The organism is Phytohabitans maris (assembly GCF_031085175.1).
GTDB classification, from domain to species: Bacteria; Actinomycetota; Actinomycetes; order Mycobacteriales; family Micromonosporaceae; genus Phytohabitans; species Phytohabitans maris.
In genome coordinates, this window is the sequence record NZ_JAVHUY010000001.1 from 261,885 (window position 1) to 280,594 (window position 18,710).

17 protein-coding genes and 1 riboswitch are annotated in these 18,710 nt (G+C 73.7%); of the genes, 9 read left to right on the plus strand and 8 right to left on the minus strand.

The annotated features are described in order from the left end of the window. Positions 1–76: 76 nt before the first annotated feature. Both RB614_RS01175 and RB614_RS01180 read right to left on the minus strand, forming a co-directional pair. Positions 77–772 carry a response regulator transcription factor gene (locus RB614_RS01175; protein WP_308710400.1) on the minus strand — a complete coding sequence of 232 codons (696 nt, stop codon included), beginning with the start codon at positions 770–772 and terminating at the stop codon, positions 77–79. Next, a complete protein-coding gene (locus tag RB614_RS01180) occupies positions 751–3,027 on the minus strand; it encodes a sensor histidine kinase (protein ID WP_308710401.1) in 2,277 nt (758 codons plus the stop codon). The genes RB614_RS01175 and RB614_RS01180 overlap by 22 nt, the downstream gene beginning before the upstream one ends. A 249-nt stretch (positions 3,028–3,276) precedes the next feature. Here RB614_RS01180 and RB614_RS01185 point away from each other — a divergent pair, with 249 nt between their 5' ends. After that, positions 3,277–3,564, plus strand: a complete 288-nt coding sequence (locus RB614_RS01185) for a hypothetical protein (RefSeq protein WP_308710402.1) — start codon at positions 3,277–3,279, stop codon at positions 3,562–3,564. Positions 3,565–3,607: 43 nt separating this feature from the next. Here the strand turns inward: RB614_RS01185 and RB614_RS01190 are convergent, their stop codons facing one another. Continuing rightward, entirely contained in the window at positions 3,608–4,270 is a 663-nt protein-coding gene (locus RB614_RS01190) for a helix-turn-helix transcriptional regulator (protein WP_308710403.1), read from the minus strand. A gap of 442 nt (positions 4,271–4,712) precedes the next feature. Here RB614_RS01190 and RB614_RS01195 point away from each other — a divergent pair, with 442 nt between their 5' ends. Together RB614_RS01195 and RB614_RS01200 are read left to right on the plus strand one after the other, a co-directional pair. After that, positions 4,713–5,081 carry an STAS domain-containing protein gene (locus tag RB614_RS01195; protein ID WP_308710404.1) on the plus strand — a complete coding sequence of 123 codons (369 nt, stop codon included), beginning with the start codon at positions 4,713–4,715 and terminating at the stop codon, positions 5,079–5,081. A gap of 124 nt (positions 5,082–5,205) precedes the next feature. Continuing rightward, a complete protein-coding gene (locus RB614_RS01200; protein ID WP_308710405.1) occupies positions 5,206–6,099 on the plus strand; it encodes a serine/threonine-protein kinase in 894 nt (297 codons plus the stop codon). Here RB614_RS01200 and surE read toward each other — a convergent pair whose 3' ends face one another. Then, a complete protein-coding gene (surE, locus tag RB614_RS01205; protein WP_308710406.1) occupies positions 6,100–6,906 on the minus strand; it encodes a 5'/3'-nucleotidase SurE in 807 nt (268 codons plus the stop codon). Then, complete coding sequence (locus tag RB614_RS01210) at positions 6,903–7,826, minus strand: 1-phosphofructokinase family hexose kinase (RefSeq protein WP_308710407.1); 924 nt, start codon at positions 7,824–7,826, stop codon at positions 6,903–6,905. The genes surE and RB614_RS01210 overlap by 4 nt, the downstream gene beginning before the upstream one ends. Positions 7,827–8,068: 242 nt before the next feature. Between RB614_RS01210 and RB614_RS01215 the strand changes: the two genes are divergently transcribed. Then, positions 8,069–9,244: a cellulose-binding domain-containing protein gene (locus RB614_RS01215; RefSeq protein ID WP_308710408.1), complete on the plus strand. Its 1,176-nt coding sequence runs from the start codon at positions 8,069–8,071 to the stop codon at positions 9,242–9,244. A 61-nt stretch (positions 9,245–9,305) separates the two neighbouring features. On the opposite strand, the gene RB614_RS01220 is transcribed toward RB614_RS01215, so the two are convergent. Then, the gene (locus tag RB614_RS01220; protein WP_428982890.1) at positions 9,306–11,051 is read right to left on the minus strand and encodes a glycoside hydrolase family 3 protein; all 1,746 of its coding nucleotides are present in this window, start codon (positions 11,049–11,051) and stop codon (positions 9,306–9,308) included. An 11-nt stretch (positions 11,052–11,062) separates the two neighbouring features. Beyond that, on the minus strand, positions 11,063–11,554 hold the full coding sequence (locus tag RB614_RS01225) for a DUF3145 domain-containing protein (RefSeq protein ID WP_308710409.1): 492 nt from the start codon (positions 11,552–11,554) through the stop codon (positions 11,063–11,065). 253 nt (positions 11,555–11,807) lie between these two features. Between RB614_RS01225 and RB614_RS01230 the strand changes: the two genes are divergently transcribed. From RB614_RS01230 to RB614_RS01240, 3 genes are all read left to right on the plus strand, one after another. Then, positions 11,808–12,134: a hypothetical protein gene (locus RB614_RS01230; protein ID WP_308710410.1), complete on the plus strand. Its 327-nt coding sequence runs from the start codon at positions 11,808–11,810 to the stop codon at positions 12,132–12,134. 182 nt (positions 12,135–12,316) lie between these two features. After that, the gene (locus tag RB614_RS01235; protein WP_308710411.1) at positions 12,317–13,222 is read left to right on the plus strand and encodes an alpha/beta fold hydrolase; all 906 of its coding nucleotides are present in this window, start codon (positions 12,317–12,319) and stop codon (positions 13,220–13,222) included. A 73-nt stretch (positions 13,223–13,295) separates the two neighbouring features. Continuing rightward, positions 13,296–15,395: a HelD family protein gene (locus RB614_RS01240; protein WP_308710412.1), complete on the plus strand. Its 2,100-nt coding sequence runs from the start codon at positions 13,296–13,298 to the stop codon at positions 15,393–15,395. On the opposite strand, the gene RB614_RS01245 is transcribed toward RB614_RS01240, so the two are convergent. Next, on the minus strand, positions 15,385–16,308 hold the full coding sequence (locus RB614_RS01245; protein WP_308710413.1) for an SMP-30/gluconolactonase/LRE family protein: 924 nt from the start codon (positions 16,306–16,308) through the stop codon (positions 15,385–15,387). The genes RB614_RS01240 and RB614_RS01245 overlap by 11 nt on opposite strands. A 190-nt stretch (positions 16,309–16,498) precedes the next feature. On the opposite strand from RB614_RS01245, the gene RB614_RS01250 reads away from it, so the two are divergent. Further along, positions 16,499–17,407 (plus strand): cation diffusion facilitator family transporter, encoded by a 909-nt coding sequence (locus tag RB614_RS01250; RefSeq protein ID WP_308710414.1) that lies wholly within the window; start codon positions 16,499–16,501, stop codon positions 17,405–17,407. A 117-nt stretch (positions 17,408–17,524) separates the two neighbouring features. Further along, a riboswitch (cyclic di-AMP (ydaO/yuaA leader) is annotated at positions 17,525–17,658 on the plus strand. 4 nt (positions 17,659–17,662) lie between these two features. Beyond that, positions 17,663–18,670 carry a coiled-coil domain-containing protein gene (locus RB614_RS01255; protein WP_308710415.1) on the plus strand — a complete coding sequence of 336 codons (1,008 nt, stop codon included), beginning with the start codon at positions 17,663–17,665 and terminating at the stop codon, positions 18,668–18,670. Positions 18,671–18,710 lie beyond the last annotated feature (40 nt).

The following is an 18,710-nucleotide window of genomic DNA, read 5'->3' on the forward strand; positions in this document are numbered from 1 at the left end:
GAACAGACGAGACGCGAATCGTCATGCCGGACAAGGAGATCGCCCTGTATCGCTGGGTAGAGGTCGGGTATACCGCCTAGCCCGCGGCCGGCGGGGCGGCACCGCGCGGCCGCACGAGCCCGATGTCGTACGCGAGGATGGTGGCCTGCACGCGGTCGCGCACGCCCAGCTTGGTGAGGAGCGCGTTGACGTGTGTCTTGACCGTGCCGGTCGCCACGCCCAGGCGTGCCCCGATCTCCGCATTGGACAGTCCACTCGCGACAAGCGCGAGCACCTCGCGCTCGCGCGGGGTCAGGCCGGGCGGCGGCGCGCTCTCGGCCGGCGGGGCGACCACACCACCGGCGAACGCGGCGATCAGCCGCCGGGTGACGGCCGGCGCGAGCATGCCGTCGCCGGCCGCGACCACCCGGATCGCGGCGAGCAGGTCGTCGGGGTGGGCGTCCTTGAGCAGGAACCCGGAGGCGCCGGCGCGCAGCGCCTCGAAGACGTACGCGTCGAGGTCGAACGTGGTCAGCACCAGCACCCGCGGCGGGTCCGGCGCACCGGTGAGCAGCCGGGTGGCGGTCAACCCGTCCATGCCCGGCATGCGGATGTCCATCACGACGACGTCGGGGCGGAGGCTGCCGGAGAGCTCCACCGCGGCCGCGCCGTCGGCGGCCATGCCCACCACGGAGAGGTCGGGCTCGGCGTCGAGGATCGCGGCGAACCCGGCGCGGACGACCGGCTGGTCGTCGACGACGAGCACGCGGGTCAGGTCCGGGAGGGCAGCCATACGTCCATCGTCCCGGTTGGATCAACCGTCATGCGCCCCCCGATCGCCGCGACCCGCGCGTGCAGGCCGGCCGCGACCGGTCCGGCGGTCGCCGAGGGGACGCCGGTCACCGTGATGCGCAGGTCGGCCGGGCCATAGCCGAGGGTCACCCGGGCCGGGCCGTCGTCGCCCGCGCCGAGCGCGGTCTCCACCACGCGGTACGCGGACACGTCGACCGCCGGCGGCAGCACGGGTGCCGGCGCGGGCGAGTGCAGCTCCACCCGCCGTCCGGCGGCGCGCAGGTCACGGCAGAGCGCGTCGATCGCGGCGGTGGTCGGCTGCGGTGCGCGCTCGGGGTCGACCCGCAGGTCGCCGAGGAGCTCGCGCATCGCGGCCAGCGCCGCCCGGGCGGACTCCAGGACGGCGTCGAGCCGCCCCGCCTCGGCCGCCTCGGTGACCAGCGCGGCGTGCCGCAGGACCGCGGCGCGCAGGCCGGCGGCGATCCGCAGCCGCTCGGCGTACGCGAGCTCGACCGCGCCCGCCGTTGAGGCCGCCACCGCCCGCCGCTCCCGCGACACCACGCCCTCGCGCCCCACCCGGGTCAGAAACCCGGCTGTCCACACCGGAGCGACGAGCAGCAGGTACGGCGCGGCGGTCGGAGCGAGCAGGACGACCATCGGCGCGGGCGCGATCGGCTGGTCCAGCAGCCGCCCGTCGAGCGCGAACGTCAGCAGTGTGACCGCGCCGTGCACACCGGCGGCGAGCGGCATCGAGAGCCAGGTGAGGTGGCGGGGGCGGCCGTACGCGGCGACCGCGTACACGGCGACGAGGTCGGCGCAGACACCCGCGAAGAGCGCGGCCAGCGCGCCCGCCGGCAGCAGGTGGAAGCCGGCCACGACCGGCCAGAGCGCGGTGGTGGCCAGCACCGCCCCGAGTACCGCCCACGGCGCCCGCCGGCGCCACAGCAGCGGGAGCGCGTGCGCGGCCGTCAGCATGGTCGCGAGGGCCGCGGCGGCCGCGTCCACTTCGGGCATCGTCGGGTCGGGGACGAGCATCAGCGCGACCGGCAGCGCGGCGGCGGCGAGGGCGATCGCGACGTCGGCCAGCCGTGGTCCACGTACCCGGCGCAGTGGACGCGCCATCGTGGACGCCGCGGAACCGGGCAGCAGGGCCCGCACCCGCCAGCCGCCGTCCGGCTCGGGGCCCGCCTCGAGCGTGCCCCCGGTGGCAGTGGCGCGCTCCCGCATGCCCTCGACGCCCCGCCCGGAGCCCAGCCCGCTCGCGGCGCCGGGCGCGGTGGCGGCGGCGTTGGTCACCAGTACCTCGACCGTGCCGCTCCGCTGGCTCAGCGCGATCTCCACCGGGCCCCCGGGCGCGTGCCGCAGCGCGTTGGTGAGCGCCTCGCGCACGATGCCGTACGCCGCGTCGCAGACCGGGCCGGCCACCGAGTCGACGCTCAGCCGCGTGGTGACCGGCTGGCCGAGCGCGGCGAAACCGGCGGCCAGCTCCTCGATCCGGTGTCCCAGCCCGGTACCGCCCTCCAGCTCGACCCCGCGCATCACGGCCACCAGCCGGTGCAGAGCGAACTGGGTCTCCCGGCCGGTACGCGCCGCGAACTCCAGCGCCTCGCCGGCGAGCTCCGGCCGCCGGGCGGCGAGCCGCTGCGCGGCGGTCACGGTGACCACGATGGACGTCAGGTGGTGCGCGCTCACGTCGTGCAGCTCGCGGGCTAACCGCTGGCGCTCCTGCACCGACGCCTGCCGCCGGTCGGCCTCGGCCCGCGCCAGCCGGTCGGCGGCCCGCGCACGTGCCGCCCGCCACCGCCGCCGGCTCCGCCCGAGCCCGGCCGCGAGCAGGTACACGATGACCGCGATCACCACGTTGCCGAGGTAGTCGCGCAGGTCCGGGTAGAGGAGCACGCCGACGCCGGCCTGCCAGGCGATCAGCCCGACGGTGACCGCGAACGTGACCCGGCCCGGCCGCCGCGCGCCCACCGAGTAGAGCGCGATGACGTCGGCGAAGGTCAGCAGGATGAGGGAGTCGCGCGGGGTGGCGGCCAGTCCCAGGGTCAGCGCCGGCACGATCACGGCGAGCGCGCCGACCGGCGCCCGCAGCCGCCACCCGAGCGCGGTGGCGGCCAGCGCCGTCGCGGCCAGCGCCGCGGCCACCTCCACCCGGTCGACCGGCCGGTCGAGCAGCACCGGAAGGCCCGGCCACAGCGCCGCCTGGCCGGCGGCCAGCAGCGCGGGCAGCAGCCAGCTTCGCAGGACCCCCATGACGGGTACGACGATAGGGCTCGGCGGCCGCCGCGGGCATCCGACGGAGGGCGTAGGCCACCTATACCTCTGGAGGTAGAAGTTTGGCTGTTGTTAACGGCTGCGCATTGTGGACAGGGTCCGCGTGTATCGGCTCGACCGAGTGACTCTGCGTGCTTAGGTTCGCACCGGATGTGTTTCCGCTGCCCGGTCGGCTCGCCAGCCCGCGACTCGACCGGCTCTGGCATGGCTCGAGTGGGGGATTCGGTCATGATCGATGAGGTCGAGGTGCGGCGCGAGCTCAACCTCGCGGCACACGCGCTGGACCAGGCGGTGGCGTTCCTGGCCGGCTACGACGAGGCACACGCGGCGCAGCTCGGCATGGCGCCCGGCTGGGAGTCGCCGCTCGCGCTGACGCTCCGGGACGGCCGCCAGGCCATCGACCGGGTCGCCGCGTACGTGCGGGCGCTCGCTGGAGAGCCGGCGGCGGGTGAGTCGCTCAACGGCGTACCGGTGCGGCGGATGGCGCTGCTGCGCCACGGCGACCCGGGAGAGTAGCCCCGGGCCTGCCCGGACCGCGCGGGGTGCGGCCCGGGCGTGGCTATCCGGCTGGGCGGTCGTGCAGGGTGTCGGCCGGCGCCCGGCCGTACTCGGCGCGGTAGGCCGCGGCGAACCGGCCGAGGTGTGCGAAGCCCCACCGGTGCGCGACGCTGGCCACCGTCTCCCGGCCGGGCTCGGCGACCTGCAGGTCGGCGTGCGCCCGGGTCAGCCGTAACCGGCGCAGGTAGGCCATCGGCGGCATGCCCACGTGCTGCCGGAAACCCTCCTGCAGCGTGCGCACGCTGGTGCCGGCGGCCGCGGCGAGCGAGGTGGCGGTGAAGGCCCGGTCCGGCTCGGCCTCCATCGCGTCGATCGCCCGCTTGACGGCCCGCGGCCGGCTGGCCGGCTCCCGCCGGGCGCGGTCCTCGCGGAGCCGGTCGGCGGTCGCGGCCAGCAGCCCGCTGAGCACCGCCTGCCAGAGCTGCCCGGCGAGGACCGGCTGGTAGACGAGGCCGTCGGGGTCGTCCATCTCCGCGCGGACGAGGGCGGCCAGCCGGGCCAGGCTCCGCTCGCCGCCGGTGCTGAGGTCGGCCACCGCCGGGAGTGGCGCCGCCGGGGGCGGCTCTGCCGGGGGCGGGTCCGAGCGGGCGACCTGCCGTGGCAACGGGAGCACGGGGCCGAAGTGGACGGCCGGCAGGCGGGGGGCGGGCGCTGCCGCTGCCACGCAAGGCGCCACAGGCGGTGCGCAATATGTAATCTCCCGCATACCGGGAGTATTTTCCTGCCTCATCGGCCGGTCAACAGAAACCTGCAACTTTCATCAATGGCAGTACCTTATCCTGCGCGTTGCACGTGCAGATGGTGATCAGCGCAACCCCGATCTTGGCACGAACCGGGTTTACGGCCTCAAGCTGCGACGATCAACTCAATTCGCGACACTCGACCGGCGATTCCAGTGGCGCGCACCGGTACCCTGGTGGGTAGTTTGCGTGCGTGGGGCCGTGGGTAAGAATGATACTGACTGTCCGGGTTGGCCGCTTTTGTCCCGGGAGACCGGAAACATTGCCGGCACCGGGGTCTGGCGGCTGGCCGGGCGGAGGAATACGCTCGGTCGCGGCCCGCGTACTGACGAGGCGCCTGGGTTCCGGGCGGGTGGAGGTGTTCGCGTGAGCCTGTCGATCGTGACGTCGGTTTCCCCCGACGGTGTTGTGGAGATTGCTCCGCGCGGAGAGATCGATGTCGACACGGCGCACGAGGTGCGTGAGGCGGTGGCGGCGGTGCTCACAAAGAGCCGGCCGGGCCGCATCGAGCTCAACATGAGACTTGTCACCTTCATCGACTCGGTGGGCATCAGCGCGATGGTCGCCGGGTTCCAGACGGCCGAGGTGAGCGGTGTCAAGCTGCTGGTGACCGAGCCGAGCCGGTTCGTGCACCGCCAGCTCTGGGTCACCGGGTTGCTCGGCCTCTTCGGCGCGCCCGAGCCCTATTTCGCGGGCAGTGCGCAGGCTCCCGAGGTGCCCTCTCCCGGCGTCTGATCCGGCCCTCCGTCGCCCGGCGCGTGACCGGCTAATCGCGCAGCGTGCGAGACGTTCGTCGATGTCGTGTGACACGCAACTGGGCCTTGTAATTGATCCAGCATGTACGGAATAGTCCGGTGGCGTGACGCTGCTGCGGATGGGCACCGCCATCGTCGGGCGATACATCGTCTTGCGGCCGATCGGGCGCGGGGGCGTGTCGGTCGTGTACGAGGCAGTGGACGCGGTGTCGCCGCGCCCGCTCGCCGTAAAGGTGCTGTCGCCGGCGCTGGCCGATGACGCCCGCGCGCAGGACAGCGTGCGGCGCGAGGCGCTCATCACGCAGCGCCTGCGGCATCCGAGCGTGCCGCGGATCTACGACTTCGGCGACATGCGGCTGCCCGATGGCGGTTCCGCGCCGTACATGGTGATGGAGCTGCTCAGCGGCGTCTCGCTGGCCGACCGGCTCGCCGACGGCCCGATGCCGTGGGAGGAGGCGTTGCGGGTCGCCGCGACGGTCGCCGACGTGCTGGCGGTGGCGCACCGGCGGGGCTTCGTGCACCGCGACCTCACGATCGAAAACATCATGCTCACCCGCGACGGCGTGAAGATCATCGACTTCGGGCTGGCGACCACTGTGGACCGCCCGCGAAACGACCGCCCGCGGGTGACCCGCACCACCGTGCCGCGCCGGCCGGCCGTGCCCGCGCACCCGGTCACGAGCGCTGCCCAGCCGGCCGACGACGTGTACTCGCTGGGCGTGCTCCTCTACCAGATGCTGACCGGCCGCTCGCCGTACCCGGGGTCGCTGGAGTCGCCGCACGTGCGCCGCCTGGCGCCGACGCCCGTGCTGGCGATCGCCGGCCTGCCCCGCGAGGTCGCCGACATGTGCCGCTCGTGCATGGCCAAGCGCCCCGCCGACCGGCCGAGCAGCCGCGACCTCGCGTTCGCGCTCTGGGCGATGCTGCCCGCCCCGTCCATCCCCACCCGTGATCAAAGCTCCCTCGAAGTCGCTAGAACGACGTCAAGGGAGCTTTGATCACGGGCCGTCGGGCAGGTCGACGTCGACCTCGCTTACCGCGCGTACTGCCGTGAGCGTGGCGTACCCCTCGGCCAGCAGCGCCAGGTCGGTACCCTCCTCCAGCCGCGCGCTGGACTCCTCGAGCGCCGTCCGCACGTACCCCCGGCCGGTCTCCGCCACCGCCATCTGCACCTGGCCGAAGCGGGCCAGCCGGGCCCGGCGTACCCCCTTGACGTGGTCGCGGGGGAGGTCCGGGACGTTGAGGTTGAGGACGGTGCCCTCCGGGAGGTCTTTGACCGTGGGGAGCAGGTCGGCGGCGATGGCCGCCGCGGTCTCCCAGTGCCGCCCCGCGTCGGTGTGCCCCGGCCGCAGCCCGGCCGCGCCGCCGCTCGCCGCGGAGGCCGCGCTGGCGGTGAGCACGTCCAGCGAGACGGCGAGCGCCCGCGAGCCGTTGTCGGCGGCGGTGAACGCGGCGCCGACCGTACCCGAGTGGAGCACCGCGAGGCCGGCGTTGGCGCCCCGGTTGATGCCGGAGTAGACCAGGTCGGGCGCCGGGCCGAAGGCGCCCCGGCTGGCGATCAGCACGATGAACGCGGGCGAGCCGGCCACCCCGTACGCCTCGACGCCGTCGAGACCGTCGATCGTGTGGGTCACCACCACGATCCGCCCGTCCTCCTCCACGGCCGTCATCGCCGCGCTCATGCCGCTCGCCTCCTGGCTGGGCGCGGCGACCACCACGTCGTGCCCCGCGCTCGCCAGCGCCCGTGCCAGGACCCGGATGCCCGGCGCCTGGATCCCGTCGTCGTTCGTGACAAGTATCCTCATGCGTCAAGTCTCTTCAGGTTTACCCGCTCGACAAGGCTCCGCACCGCGTCGGCCCGGCCGCTGCCGAGCCCGTGGCGGGTGACGTTGAGGGCGCCCGCCGCCGCGCCGGTGCGCACCGCGGTGCCCGCGTCGCCGCCCTGGGCCAGCACGGCCGCCACCCCGGCGGTCATCGAGTCGCCGGCCCCGCGCGCGTCGGCCACCTCCAGGCGGGGCGACTCCACCCGGTACGCCTCGCCGTCCAGCAGCGCCAGCGCCCCCTCGCCGGCCCGGCTGACGAGCACCGTGGTGGCGCCGTCGGCGTGCAGCCCGTGCAGCGCGCCGATCAGCTCGGCCTCGCTGTCGTCCTTGGCCCGCCCGTCGGTGATCAGCTCCTCGTGGCTGGCCTTGACCAGATACGGCTGCCCTTGGAGCACCGCCGACAGGTAGTCGCCGGAGAGGTCGGCCACCACCTTGACACCGTTGCGGCCGAGGTCCGCGGCGAGCCGCCGGTACGTGTCGGCGGGCAGCATCGACGGCTCCGCCGGCCCGCTGAGCACCGCGACCTGCGCCCGCATGGCGGCAGCGAGCGTGAGGCTGTAGAGCTCGTCCAGCTCGTGGCGGTTCAGCGGCTCGCCAGGCACGTCGGCGATCTCGGTGCGGGTGCCGCCGCGCCGGTCGTGCACGTACCCTCCGCTGGTCGCCTCGCGGGTGACCGCCCGCAGCTCGATCCCTTCGGCGGAGAGCAGCGCCTGGAGCACCTGGCCGATCTCGCCGCCGACCGCCGCGCACATGACGACCGGCGGGCCCAGCTCGATGATCATGCGGGCCTGCCACACGCCCTGGCCGCCTGGGTGTACGTGGATCTCCACCGCCTCGGCCGGCTGCTCGACGGTCACGGTGAGCTGCGGCGCCGGCGCGAACACCAGGACGTGGTTGGCCATACCCCCTAGTTCCCCGCCCGGGCGGTTGATACGCGCGCCCGCCCGCCGGTGCGGCGGGTCCTGCCCCACGGCTTGTAGGCGGAAATGGCGGTTAGCGCGGTCAGCGCCACGAACGACACGCGTTCGCGGGAAGGGTCGGCGCCGCCGTCGGTCCGGCAGCGGCGATCCGGGTACGCCCGGGAGGCACACGAAAGCCATTGACGTTTATGATTAACGAACATCATCAATGGAAGGGTTGCTTCATGAGAGTGCGTGCACGGGTCGCCGTCGCCGGGGCGGCCGCGCTGCTGGTCAGCGCCGCGGTCGCGGTGAGCCCGACCCTGGTACCAGCGGCCGGGGCGGCCGCCGGCTGCCTCGTCGACTACCGGGTCAACCAGTGGGCCGGCGGGTTCACCGCGACGGTACGGGTGACCGCGGGCGACGCCGCCGCCAACGGCTGGACGGTCACCTGGACGTACGGCGGCGACCAGCGCATCACGAACGGCTGGAGCGCCACCGTGACCCAGTCCGGTGCCGCGGTCACCGCGACCAACGCGGCGTGGAACGGCTCGCTGCCGGCCGGTGGCTGGACCGAGTTCGGCGTGCAGGGCACGTACGCGGCGAGCAACGCCGCGCCGTCGGGCTTCACGCTGAACGGCGAGGCCTGCAACGGTGCGGCCCCCACCTCGCCTCCCGCCACCTCCGCTCCGCCGACCTCCGCTCCGCCCACGTCGCCGCCTCCGCCCACCGGGTGCGGGACGGCCGCCTTCTGCGACGGCTTCGAGAGCCAGGCGGGCGGTGCCCCGTCCGGCGCGTGGAGCGTGTCCTATCCGGACTGCCAGGGCACCGGGACGGCCACAGTGGACACCGGGGTCGCGCACAGCAGCGCCAAGTCGGTACGCGTGAACGGCGCCACCGGCTACTGCAACCACGTCTTCGTGGGTACGACGAGCGGAGTGAGCGGCCTGGGCGCCGTGCGGTACGCCCGCTTCTGGGTACGCCACACGACCGCGCTTCCGGCCCAGCACGTCACGTTCCTGGCCATGCGCGACGCCGCCGACGGCAACCGCGACCTGCGCATGGGCGGCCAGAACGGTGCCCTGCAATGGAACCGTGCCTCCGACGACGCCACGCTGCCCGAGCAGAGCCCGGCCGGGGTCGCGCTGAGCCTGCCGCTGGCGACGAACCGGTGGACCTGCGTCGAGTTCACTGTGGACGGCACACAGGGCCACCTGCGTACCTGGGTGGACGGCGGTGAGGTGGCCGGCCTGGTCGCCGACGGCACCCCCACGCCGGACGTCGACCGCCAGTGGTCGTCCCGCGCCAACTGGCGCCCCAACCTCACGGACCTGCGGCTGGGCTGGGAGAGCTACGGCGAGGGCGCCGACACCCTCTGGTTCGACGACGTAGCCCTGAGCACCACCCGCATCGGCTGCTAGCACAAGCGATCCGGGAGGGAGCGACCCCGCTCCCTCCCGGACGGTGGCGGGCGCAACCTGCTCAGCCGGCCTGGGCGGTGCAGGACGATCGCGGGAGGCCGGTGACCGGGACGGGGGAGCGGCCCTTCGCCGGGGTCTTGCCGGCCAGTACGGCGGCCAGGGCGGCCATCGACGGCTGGCTGGACGAGTACGTGGCGAGCAGCACCGGCGAGTCGGACTTGGCCAGCAGGTACGGGGTGTCCATCGCGACCGTGACGGCCGCGCCCTTGCGGAGGTCGCCCTGCCCGTCGCCGTACCCGACCAGGTGGACCACCGTACCGCCGCTCGTGACGACCTGGACGCCGGCGGCGCGCAGGGCTTCGACGAGCCAGCCGCGCGCGGTGTCGCGGCCGCCCGCGGCGGTGACCTGGACCGGGCCGCGCAGTGCGGTGCCGCAGGCGCCGCGGAGCTGGGTGACCGCGGCGGCGGCGAGCTTGGCGGCGGCCTCGCGGTGGGCGGCGCTGCCCACAGTGGACATCTCCGGCGCGGCGCCGCCGGCCAGCTCGAACCTCAGCGTCAGCACCCGGGTGACCGCCTCGACCAGGCGGGCGCGGCTCAGGTCGCCGACCCGCAGGCCGGACAGCAGGCCGTTGTACGCCTCGGGCAGCTTGTCGGGCATCAGCAGGAGGTCGTTGCCGGCGTTGAGGGCGCGCACCGCCGCCTCGCCGGCGGGCCAGCGCTTGGCCGGGGCCATGTTCATGCCGTCGGTGACGACCACGCCCTGGAAGCCGAGCTGGCCGCGGAGCAGGTCGGTGAGGACCTTGCGGGAGAACGTCGCGGGCGTGCCCGGGTCGATCGCCTTCACGTCGAGGTGGCCGGACATCACGAGCTTGGCACCGGCGCCGATGCCCGCCACGAACGGGGGCAGGTCGCCGCGGTCGAGGCTGGCCCGGCTCTGCCCGAGACCGGGCAGCGCGTCGTGCGAGTCGCCGGCGGTGTGGCCGTGGCCCGGAAAGTGCTTGAGCGTGGCCGCGACGCCGCTCGCCTGCAGGCCGCGTACGGCGCCGGCGACCTGCGCGGAGACCTGGGTCGGGTCGGCGCCGAACGAGCGGGAGCCGATCACCGAGCTGCCCGCGTTGCCGAGCACGTCGGCGACCGGGGCGAAGTCGACGTTGACGCCCAGCGCGGCGAGCTCGTCGCCGGCCGCGCGCCAGGCGGCCTCGGTGAGGCGGGGATCACCGGCCGCGCCGGCACCCATCGCGCTCGGCAGCGCGGTCACGCCGGTCTTGATCCGGGTGACCACGCCGTACTCCTGGTCGGTGCCGATGAGCAGCGGCGCGGAGCCGGCGGCGAGCTTGGCGCTGGCGGCCTGCAGCCCAGTGGTGAGCCCGCGCACCTGCTGGGGGCTGTCCACATTGGTCGTGCCCTGGTTTTGCGAGGTGGGGTCGTCCGCGGAGAAGCCGACCAGGATCAGGCCGCCGAGGCGGTACCGGGCGACCATCTCGGCCGGGGTGTCGACGCCGGCCAGCTGCTGGTTGCCCGCCTTGTTGCCGGGCGTGACGTCGGTGGCCGAGGAGCCGTACGCGTACGGCATCAGCACCTGCCCCACGAGGTCTTCGTCGGAGAGCGTGCCGGCGAGGGCGGCGGCCCGCTGCGCCGGGCTTGAGCCGGCCGGCGGCGTCGGTCTGGCGGACGCGGGTGCGGACGTGGTGGGGGCCGGCGCCGGAGGGGAAGACTGGCAGCCGGCCGCGAGCAGGAGCACGGCCAGGAGCGCGCGGGTTCGCAGACGCACGCCAGCTATCAGAACAGCCTGGGCGAGCCGGGGCAAATGGACGACCGTCAGCCGACCCGGGTGAGCAGCGTGACGGGGGCGCCGTCGCCGGCGTACCGGTAGGGCTCGAGCTCGGCGTCCCAGGCCGTCCCGAGGGCCCGCTCGAGGGCGTGGGCGAGGGCCTCCGGCGCGCGGGCGCTCTCCATGATGCTGCGCAGCCGGTCCTCGCCGAGCTGGATGTCACCGGCCGCGCCGGCGGTGGCGCGGAAGAGGCCGCGGCCGGGCACGTACATGAAGCGCTCGCCGTCGGCGCCTGGGCTGGGCTCCTCGGTGACCTCGAAACGGATCATCGGCCACTGCCGGAGGGCAGCAGCCAGCTCCGCGCCGGTCCCCGGGCGTCCGGTCCAACTGCACTCGGCCCGGCGAGCGCCGGATTCGACCGGCTGGCTGGTCCAGTGCAGGTTGACCGGCGCGGTGAGGACGCGCGCGATCGCCCACTCGACGTGCGCACACACGGCGAGCGGGGTCGAGTGGACGTATACGACGCCACGCGTTGGCACTGTGACCTCCCGGAGAGCGAGGTGCGTCTTCCCCTACGACCTCGATCAACGGGCGGTTGAATCACATGATGACTGGTGTGACGGATGGTGCGCCAGAGAATCGGAAAACTCGGCCGAGAATTCCCCTTGGTCGTAACGCATTTCCGCCGGCGTTGTGACGGAGAGCGCTGGCCACCGCACGAGCGGTGCGGCCGGTGCATCGGGTAAAGTTCTCTGGTCTGTTTACTCTGTCCTCCCTGCAAGGAGTGCCTCCGTGGCGAGCAACACCTCCAAGACCGCGCGCGCATCCGTCCGCGCCGGCCAGGGCGCGGGTGGCGCCCTGAGCGTGCTCGGCGAGTACAAGTACCTGATCCCTCTCAACAAGGGCAAGCACGCCTACGTGCGCAACCTGACCAACGGCAAGACCGTCCACCTGCGCACCGACTCCGACGCGTTCGTGGAGGAGATCCGGTCGCTGGCGGGTGCCGGCCACGGCGCCAAGATCCGTGCGGAGATCGTCGCCCTCGCCGCCGCGTCTCCCGGCGATGGCTGGGACGCGACCGAAAAGCGCCTGGTCGACGCCGGCGTCTTCGAGGCCTGAGCCCAACATCTGACAGAGGCCCCGCCCATTTGGGCGGGGCCTCTGGGCTCTGTATCAGATTCCTTTGCCGGGCCGCGCCGCGCCCAGACGCCGCCATGCGCAAGCCCGCATACAGACCCCAACTGTTCGCCGGGGCGTTTCCGAGGCATGATTGTTACCCGTGGGTACTTACGGAGGCGCCCATGACAACAGTCGAGCAGGCCGAGATCCGGCTTTCGGACGGCCCCCGACTGCACCTGCGCACCGCCGGCCCGCCCGGCGCCCCGGTCACCGTGGTGCTGCTGCACGGCTGGGTGCTCGACGGTCGCACGTGGCATCGCCAGGTGCTGCCGCTGGCCGAGGAGGCCCGCGTCGTCACGTACGACGCGCGCGGCCACGGCCGCTCCAGCAGCGTCGAGCGGGGTTCGGCCACGCTCGACCAGCTCGGTGACGACCTGGCCGAGGTGCTGCGCGCGGTCGCGCCCAGCGGGCCGGTCGTGCTCGCCGGCCACTCGCTCGGCGGCATGACGATCATGGAGTACGCCCACCGGCACCCCGCGGACTTCGCCGCCCGGGTCGGCGGCCTCTTCTTCCTCAGCACCACCGCCGAGGGACACACCCATACCGTGTACGGGCTGCCGCCGCGGGTCGCCCATCTGATCCGGGCGGCCGAGATGACCGGCGCCCAGCTGCTCGCCCGGCTCGGTGGCTGGCGGCCGCACCGGGCGCTCACGCTGGCGCTCCGCCCGAGCCTGCGGTGGCTGCTCTTCGGGCACCCGTGCGACCCGGCCGACGTACACCTCACGACGAAGGCGGTCGCCCGCGCCTCACTCGGTTCGATCGGCGGCTTCCGCCCCTCGGTGGGCGCCCAGGCCCGCCTGGAGACGCTCGCCGCGCTGCCGACCGTGCCGGCCGCCGTCCTGGTCGGGGAGCGCGACCGGCTCACCCCGCCGGTCTGCGCGGTGTCGATCGCCCAGGCACTGCCCGGGGCCGCGCTCACGATCTGCCCGGGCGCCGGGCACATGCTCATGCTGGAACGCCCGGACGTGGTCACCGCCGCGCTGCTGGGCGTCGTCCGGGCCGCCGCCGATCGGCACCGGAGGGCATGACGAGCGCCGGACGCGTACCCTTGTCTGGCCTTGTCACACAGGCGCCGCACCTTCTCCTGGGAGCCCCGAAAACTTGACCGACGCCGCCACCACCCTTCAGCAGGAGATCGCCGCCGAACAGCGTCACGTCGACCGGGTCTACGCCCGGCTGGCGGTGCTGCGGCAGGCTGCGGCCCGGGCGGAGAAGGAGGGGTACCGCCTCGCCCGGGTGGGCAACTTCGGCGCGCTGGTCGAGCGGGATGCGATGGTCTTCCACGCGGCGCGGCGCCGGCACGCCCTGGACGCCGAGCACGAGGGCCTGGTCTTCGGCCGCCTCGACCTGCGCGAGGGCCAGGTGCTGCACGTGGGGCGGCTGGGGGTGCGCGGCGAGGACGCCGAGCCGCTGGTGGTCGACTGGCGGGCGCCCGCCGCGGCGGCGTTCTACCAGGCCACGGCCGCCGACCCGCGGGGCGTCGTGCGCCGCCGCATGATCCAGTCGAGCGGCGAAAAGGTCACCAACATCGAGGACGACCTGCTCGACCCGGCCGCCGCGCCCGAGGGCATGCGGGTGGTCGGCGACGGCGCGCTGCTGGCCACGCTCGCCCGCGCCACCGGCCGGGGGATGCGCGACATCGTCGCCACCATCCAGCGCGAGCAGGACCAGGCGATCCGCTCACCCGCCTCGGGCGTCACGATCGTCTCGGGCGGCCCGGGCACCGGCAAGACCGCGGTGGCGCTGCACCGCGCGGCCTACCTGCTCTACTCCGACCGCTCCCGGTTCGCCGGCGGCGGCATCCTGGTGGCCGGCCCCTCGTCGGTCTTCGTCGACTACATCGCCTCGGTGCTTCCCTCGCTCGGCGAGGAGGCGGCCACCCTGCAGTCGCTCGGCTCGATCGTGGAGGGCGTGAGCGCCACCCGTACCGACCCGACCGCGGTCGCCGCGATCAAGGGTTCGCTGCGCATGCGCCGGGTGCTGGAGCGGGCGGTCCGCGACGCGGTGCCGGGCGGCCCGACCGAGCTGCGCCTGCTCTACCACGGCGACCTGCTCCGCCTCACCCGCCCCGAGCTCGACGCGATCCGGGCCCGCGCGCTGCCCCGCGGCGCCCGCCGCAACGAGGTGCGCCGGGCCGGCATCGACGGGCTCTTCGACGCGCTCTGGGCGCAGGCCCGGCGCAACCGCGTACGCGGGCTGCCGGAGCAGGTCGACTTCGAGGACGAGCTGGCCGAGCACCCCGACTTCCGCGAGTTCCTCAAGGCGTGGTGGCCCCGGCTGGCGCCCCGGCACGTGCTGGCCTGGCTGGCCGACCCGGGGCGGCTGCGGTCGTACACCGGTGGGATCCTCAGCGGCGCGGAGACCGCGCTGCTCCGCGGCGCCTTCACCCCCGGCGACCCGACCGTCGCGGACGTGGCGCTGCTGGACGAGTTGGACGAGATGCTCGGCCGCCCGCCGCAGCCGGCCAAGCGCCAGCGCGACCCGTTCCACGTGGTCGACGGCGTGCGCGAGGTGAGCACGTACGCGGACCGGCAGCGGGCCGCCCGCGCCGCCGCGGTGCGCCGCCCCGACGACTACCGCGAGTACGCGCACGTGGTGGTCGACGAGTCGCAGGACGTCTCGCCGATGCAGTGGCGGATGCTCGGCCGGCGCGGGCGGCTCGCCTCGTGGACCGTGGTCGGCGACCCGGCGCAGAGCGCCTGGACCGGCGACCCGGCCGAGCTGGCCCGGGCCCGCGACAAGGCGCTGGGCGGCCGGCGCCGGCACGAGTTCACGCTCACCACCAACTACCGCAACTCGGCGGAGATCTTCGCGGTGGCGGCCAAGGTGATCCGGGAGGTCTCGCCGGACATCGCGCTGCCGCGCGCGGTGCGCTCGACCGGGGTGCCGCCGGAGGAGCTCACCGTCGCCGCGGCGGCCCTGCCGGACGCGACCCGCGAGGCCGCGGAGCGCCTGCTCGCGGACGTCGAGGGCACGGTCGGCGTGATCACGCCGGTGCCCCGCCGCGACGAGGTCGCCGGGTGGGTGGCCGGCCTGCCCACCGACCGCCTCCAGGTGGTGACGAGCCTGCAGGCCAAGGGCATGGAGTACGACGGCGTGGTCCTCATCTCGCCCGAGGAGATAAGGACCGACGCCGGCGCACGGACGCTCTACGTGGCCCTGTCGCGGGCCACCCAGCGCCTGGTGACTCTCAGCGCTTGACGGAGTTCGCGCTGTACGTGGTCTCCGGGGTGACCGTGATGCCGAAGCGGGCGTTCGGCAGGTAGAGGCGGTCGCCGAAGGCGGCCACGGTGGTGGGCACGTCGAAGTTGGGGTTGGTCCGGGTGCCGGTGAGGCGCCCGCTCAGGCCCCGCTTGTCGAGCGCGAAGACGGACACCAGGTTGCTGCGGTTCTGCACCACGTACAGCGTGCGGCCGATGGTCAGCAGCCCGTCGCCGTTGGTCAGCGGGTACCCGCCGAGGTCGACCGCCTTGGTGACGCCGGTGTCCGGGTCCACCCGGAAGAGGCTCGCGGTGTTGGACTGCACGACCAGCAGGCCGCGGCCGTCCGGCGTACGGGCGATGCCGTTGACGTTGAAGCCGGTGCCGTAGACGAGGTCGCCGGTGAGCGGGAGCGCGACCGGTTCGCCGCGCAGGCTCAGCGGCACCTTGTAGAGGAACGGCTGGTTGGAGTCGGTGAAGAACGCGCCCTTGGGGGTGAGCACCACGTCGTTGACGAACGTGGGAGCGCTTGCGAACGTCCACGACTTCAGGATCCGGCCGCTGTGCGTGTCGACCACCCGGCCGTTTCCGGCGGCCCCGCCGGCGACGAAGAGCCGGCCGTGGTCGTCGATCTTCAGGCCCACCGACGGGGTGCCGGGGCCCGTGGAGATGATCTCGCCCCGGCCGGTAGCGAGGCTGGCGCGGTAGATGTCGCCGTTGGCGAGGGAGCCGAAGTACGCGAACGCGCGGCCGATCGCGATCCCCTCGGGCTGGAACGCGTTCGGCAGCGGGATCGTGTCGGGGAAGCGTCGATGGCGGGAGCCGTGGGCGCCGGCGGCGCCCGGGACGGTCAGCGTGGCCGCGGTGAGGGCCGCGGCGGCGGATGAGGTGATCAGGGCTCGTCTGGTCAGCACGATGGGTACTCCCTGTGATCGGTCCACATCAGAATCCACGCACATCTTTCCCGACCGGTTCGACTTCGCGCGGGTGCGGCCGACGAGGGTGCCGGCGGCGGGTCGGCCGTCACGAGCGCGCGGGCCAGGCGACATTGAATGCCAGTCTCAGGTTTGCATACATAGCAATGTCAGCATGTATCCTGGGCCGATGGGTGCGGAACACGATCACGGCGCCACCGCTGTGCGCGCGGGGGAGCGCCACCGCGCGCGGCTGTGGGGCGCGTTCGTCCTGCTCGCCGTCTTCATGCTGGTCGAGGCCGTGGCCGCGCTGCTCACCGGCTCGCTGGCGCTGCTCTCCGACGCCGGCCACATGTTCACCGACGTGCTCGGCATCGGGATGGCGCTCGCCGCGATCTACGCCGCCTCCCGGGCGGCCAGTGACCCGCAGCGCACCTTCGGGCTGTACCGGCTGGAGGTCCTCGCCGCCCTCGCCAACGCGGTCCTGCTCTTCGGCGTGACGATCTACGTGCTGGTCGAGGCCGTCCGCCGGTTTGGCGACCCGCCCGACGTGCCCGCCGGCCCGATGCTGGTGGTCGCCGTCGCCGGCCTGGTCGCCAACCTCGTCGCGTTCGGGCTGCTCCGCTCCGGCGCGCGGGAGAGCCTCAACGTGCGCGGCGCCTACCTGGAGGTCCTCGGCGACCTGCTCGGCTCGGTCGGCGTGATCGTCGCCGCGGCCGTGATCGGGCTGACCGGCTGGGCGTACGCGGATCCGATCATCGCGGTCGCGGTCGGCCTGTTCATCCTGCCGCGCACCTGGCGGCTGGCCCGCGCTGCCGTGCGCATCCTGGTCCAGGCCGCGCCCGAGCACCTCGACGTGACCGCGGTGCAGCGGCGGCTGGCGGCCGTTCCCGGCGTCTGCGACGTGCACGACCTGCACGTGTGGACGCTGACCTCGGGCATGGAGGTCGCCTCGGCACACCTCACGCTGGACGAGTCCGCACAGGTGGGGCCGGTGCTGGTGGCCGCCCGCGAGGCGCTGCACGACGACTTCGACATCGGGCACGCGACCCTCCAGGTGGAGCCGCGGGCCGGCGACTGCCATCCCGCCGGCTGGTGAAAGTGGCCCTGAGCAGGGCGTACTTGATTCGTCACGATCAGTGCAACAGTGGGCACATCGATGGAAAGCCGCTATTCTCGGCTCCGGTCGACGCCCGGTGGCGCCCCCCGGCGCCGGTGTTGACCGCCGCCGAGTCGCCCTCGGGCGAGCCGGGGAACCACCGATCCACTGGGGTGAATCCGCGACAGCGGTAGGGGTACTTCCGTCCCGAACCCGTCAGCTAACTCGGTAGGCGGCTGACTGGAAGGATGGTTGATGGCTCATGCCCGCAGCCGGGTCAGCCTTGTCGTGGTGCTGCTCGCCGCGGCGTTCGCGCTGATCGGCTTACCCGCGGAGCCGGCGGCCGCCGCACCCACCGACGACGAGGGCGGCACCGCCACCCTGCGCAAACAGCTCGACGCGGCCACCAAGGGCTTTCTCGCGGCGCAAAACACGCTGAACGCGTCCAAGAAGCGCCAGCAGGAGCTGACCAGCCAGCTGGCCCAGTTGGAGCGCGACCTGGTGGTCAAGACCGCGGTGATCGGCGAGGTGGCCAACGTCGCGTACCAGCGCGGCCGGCTCGGCCCGGTCTCCGCGCTGCTCAACAGCTCCTCCCCGGAGGGCTTCGTCGACCGGGCCGCGGCACTCGACGCGGTGGCGGCCACCGAAGACAAGAAGCTCCGTGACCTGCTCGACACCAAGGACCAGGCGACCCGCGCCAAGCTCGCGATCGACAACGAGATCCGCGAGCAGCAGAAGCAGGTGCAGGTCATGGCGGCCCGCAAGAAGCAGGCGGAGACCGCGCTGAAGGAGGCCGGCGGCGGCGAGAACGCGAGCGGCCCGCCCGTCGGCAGCGGCGCCACCGCGGTGGCGGCACGCTTCAGCGGAGGCTCCGGCTGCACGATCCGCCCCGACCCGACGTCGGGCAACGGGTGTATCACGCCACGTACGTCCCACGCGTACAAGCAGGCCAAGGCGGCGGGCTTCGGCATCTTCGTCTCCTGCTACCGCGACGGCTCGTCCGGTGAGCATCCGGAAGGCAAGGCCTGCGACTTCGCCGTCGACAAGGACGACATCTTCGGCAGTACGGCCAGCGGTGCGGCGAAGACGTATGGCAACAACCTGGCCAGGTTCTTCGTCAACAACGCGAGCCGGCTGGGCGTGCTGTACGTGATCTGGTTCCGCCAGATCTGGCTGCCGAGCAGCGGCTGGAAGTCGTACAGCGGCTGCTGCGGACCCAGCGAGCTACACACGAACCACGTACACCTTTCGGTCATCGACTGAGGCGTTGCCGGGGCTCGATCATGGGGTGACACCGTCACCC

What these genes read in the sequence shown, in the direction of transcription:
- RB614_RS01215 (WP_308710408.1), top strand. Translation starts at nt 8,069, where the DNA reads ATGAGAGTGCGTGCACGGGTCGCCGTCGCCGGGGCGGCCGCGCTGCTG.
- RB614_RS01250 (WP_308710414.1), top strand. Translation starts at nt 16,499, where the DNA reads ATGGGTGCGGAACACGATCACGGCGCCACCGCTGTGCGCGCGGGGGAG.
- surE (WP_308710406.1), bottom strand. Translation starts at nt 6,906, where the DNA reads ATGAGGATACTTGTCACGAACGACGACGGGATCCAGGCGCCGGGCATC.
- RB614_RS01185 (WP_308710402.1), top strand. Translation starts at nt 3,277, where the DNA reads ATGATCGATGAGGTCGAGGTGCGGCGCGAGCTCAACCTCGCGGCACAC.
- RB614_RS01255 (WP_308710415.1), top strand. Translation starts at nt 17,663, where the DNA reads ATGGCTCATGCCCGCAGCCGGGTCAGCCTTGTCGTGGTGCTGCTCGCC.
- RB614_RS01210 (WP_308710407.1), bottom strand. Translation starts at nt 7,826, where the DNA reads ATGGCCAACCACGTCCTGGTGTTCGCGCCGGCGCCGCAGCTCACCGTG.
- RB614_RS01175 (WP_308710400.1), bottom strand. Translation starts at nt 772, where the DNA reads ATGGCTGCCCTCCCGGACCTGACCCGCGTGCTCGTCGTCGACGACCAG.
- RB614_RS01235 (WP_308710411.1), top strand. Translation starts at nt 12,317, where the DNA reads ATGACAACAGTCGAGCAGGCCGAGATCCGGCTTTCGGACGGCCCCCGA.
- RB614_RS01180 (WP_308710401.1), bottom strand. Translation starts at nt 3,027, where the DNA reads ATGGGGGTCCTGCGAAGCTGGCTGCTGCCCGCGCTGCTGGCCGCCGGC.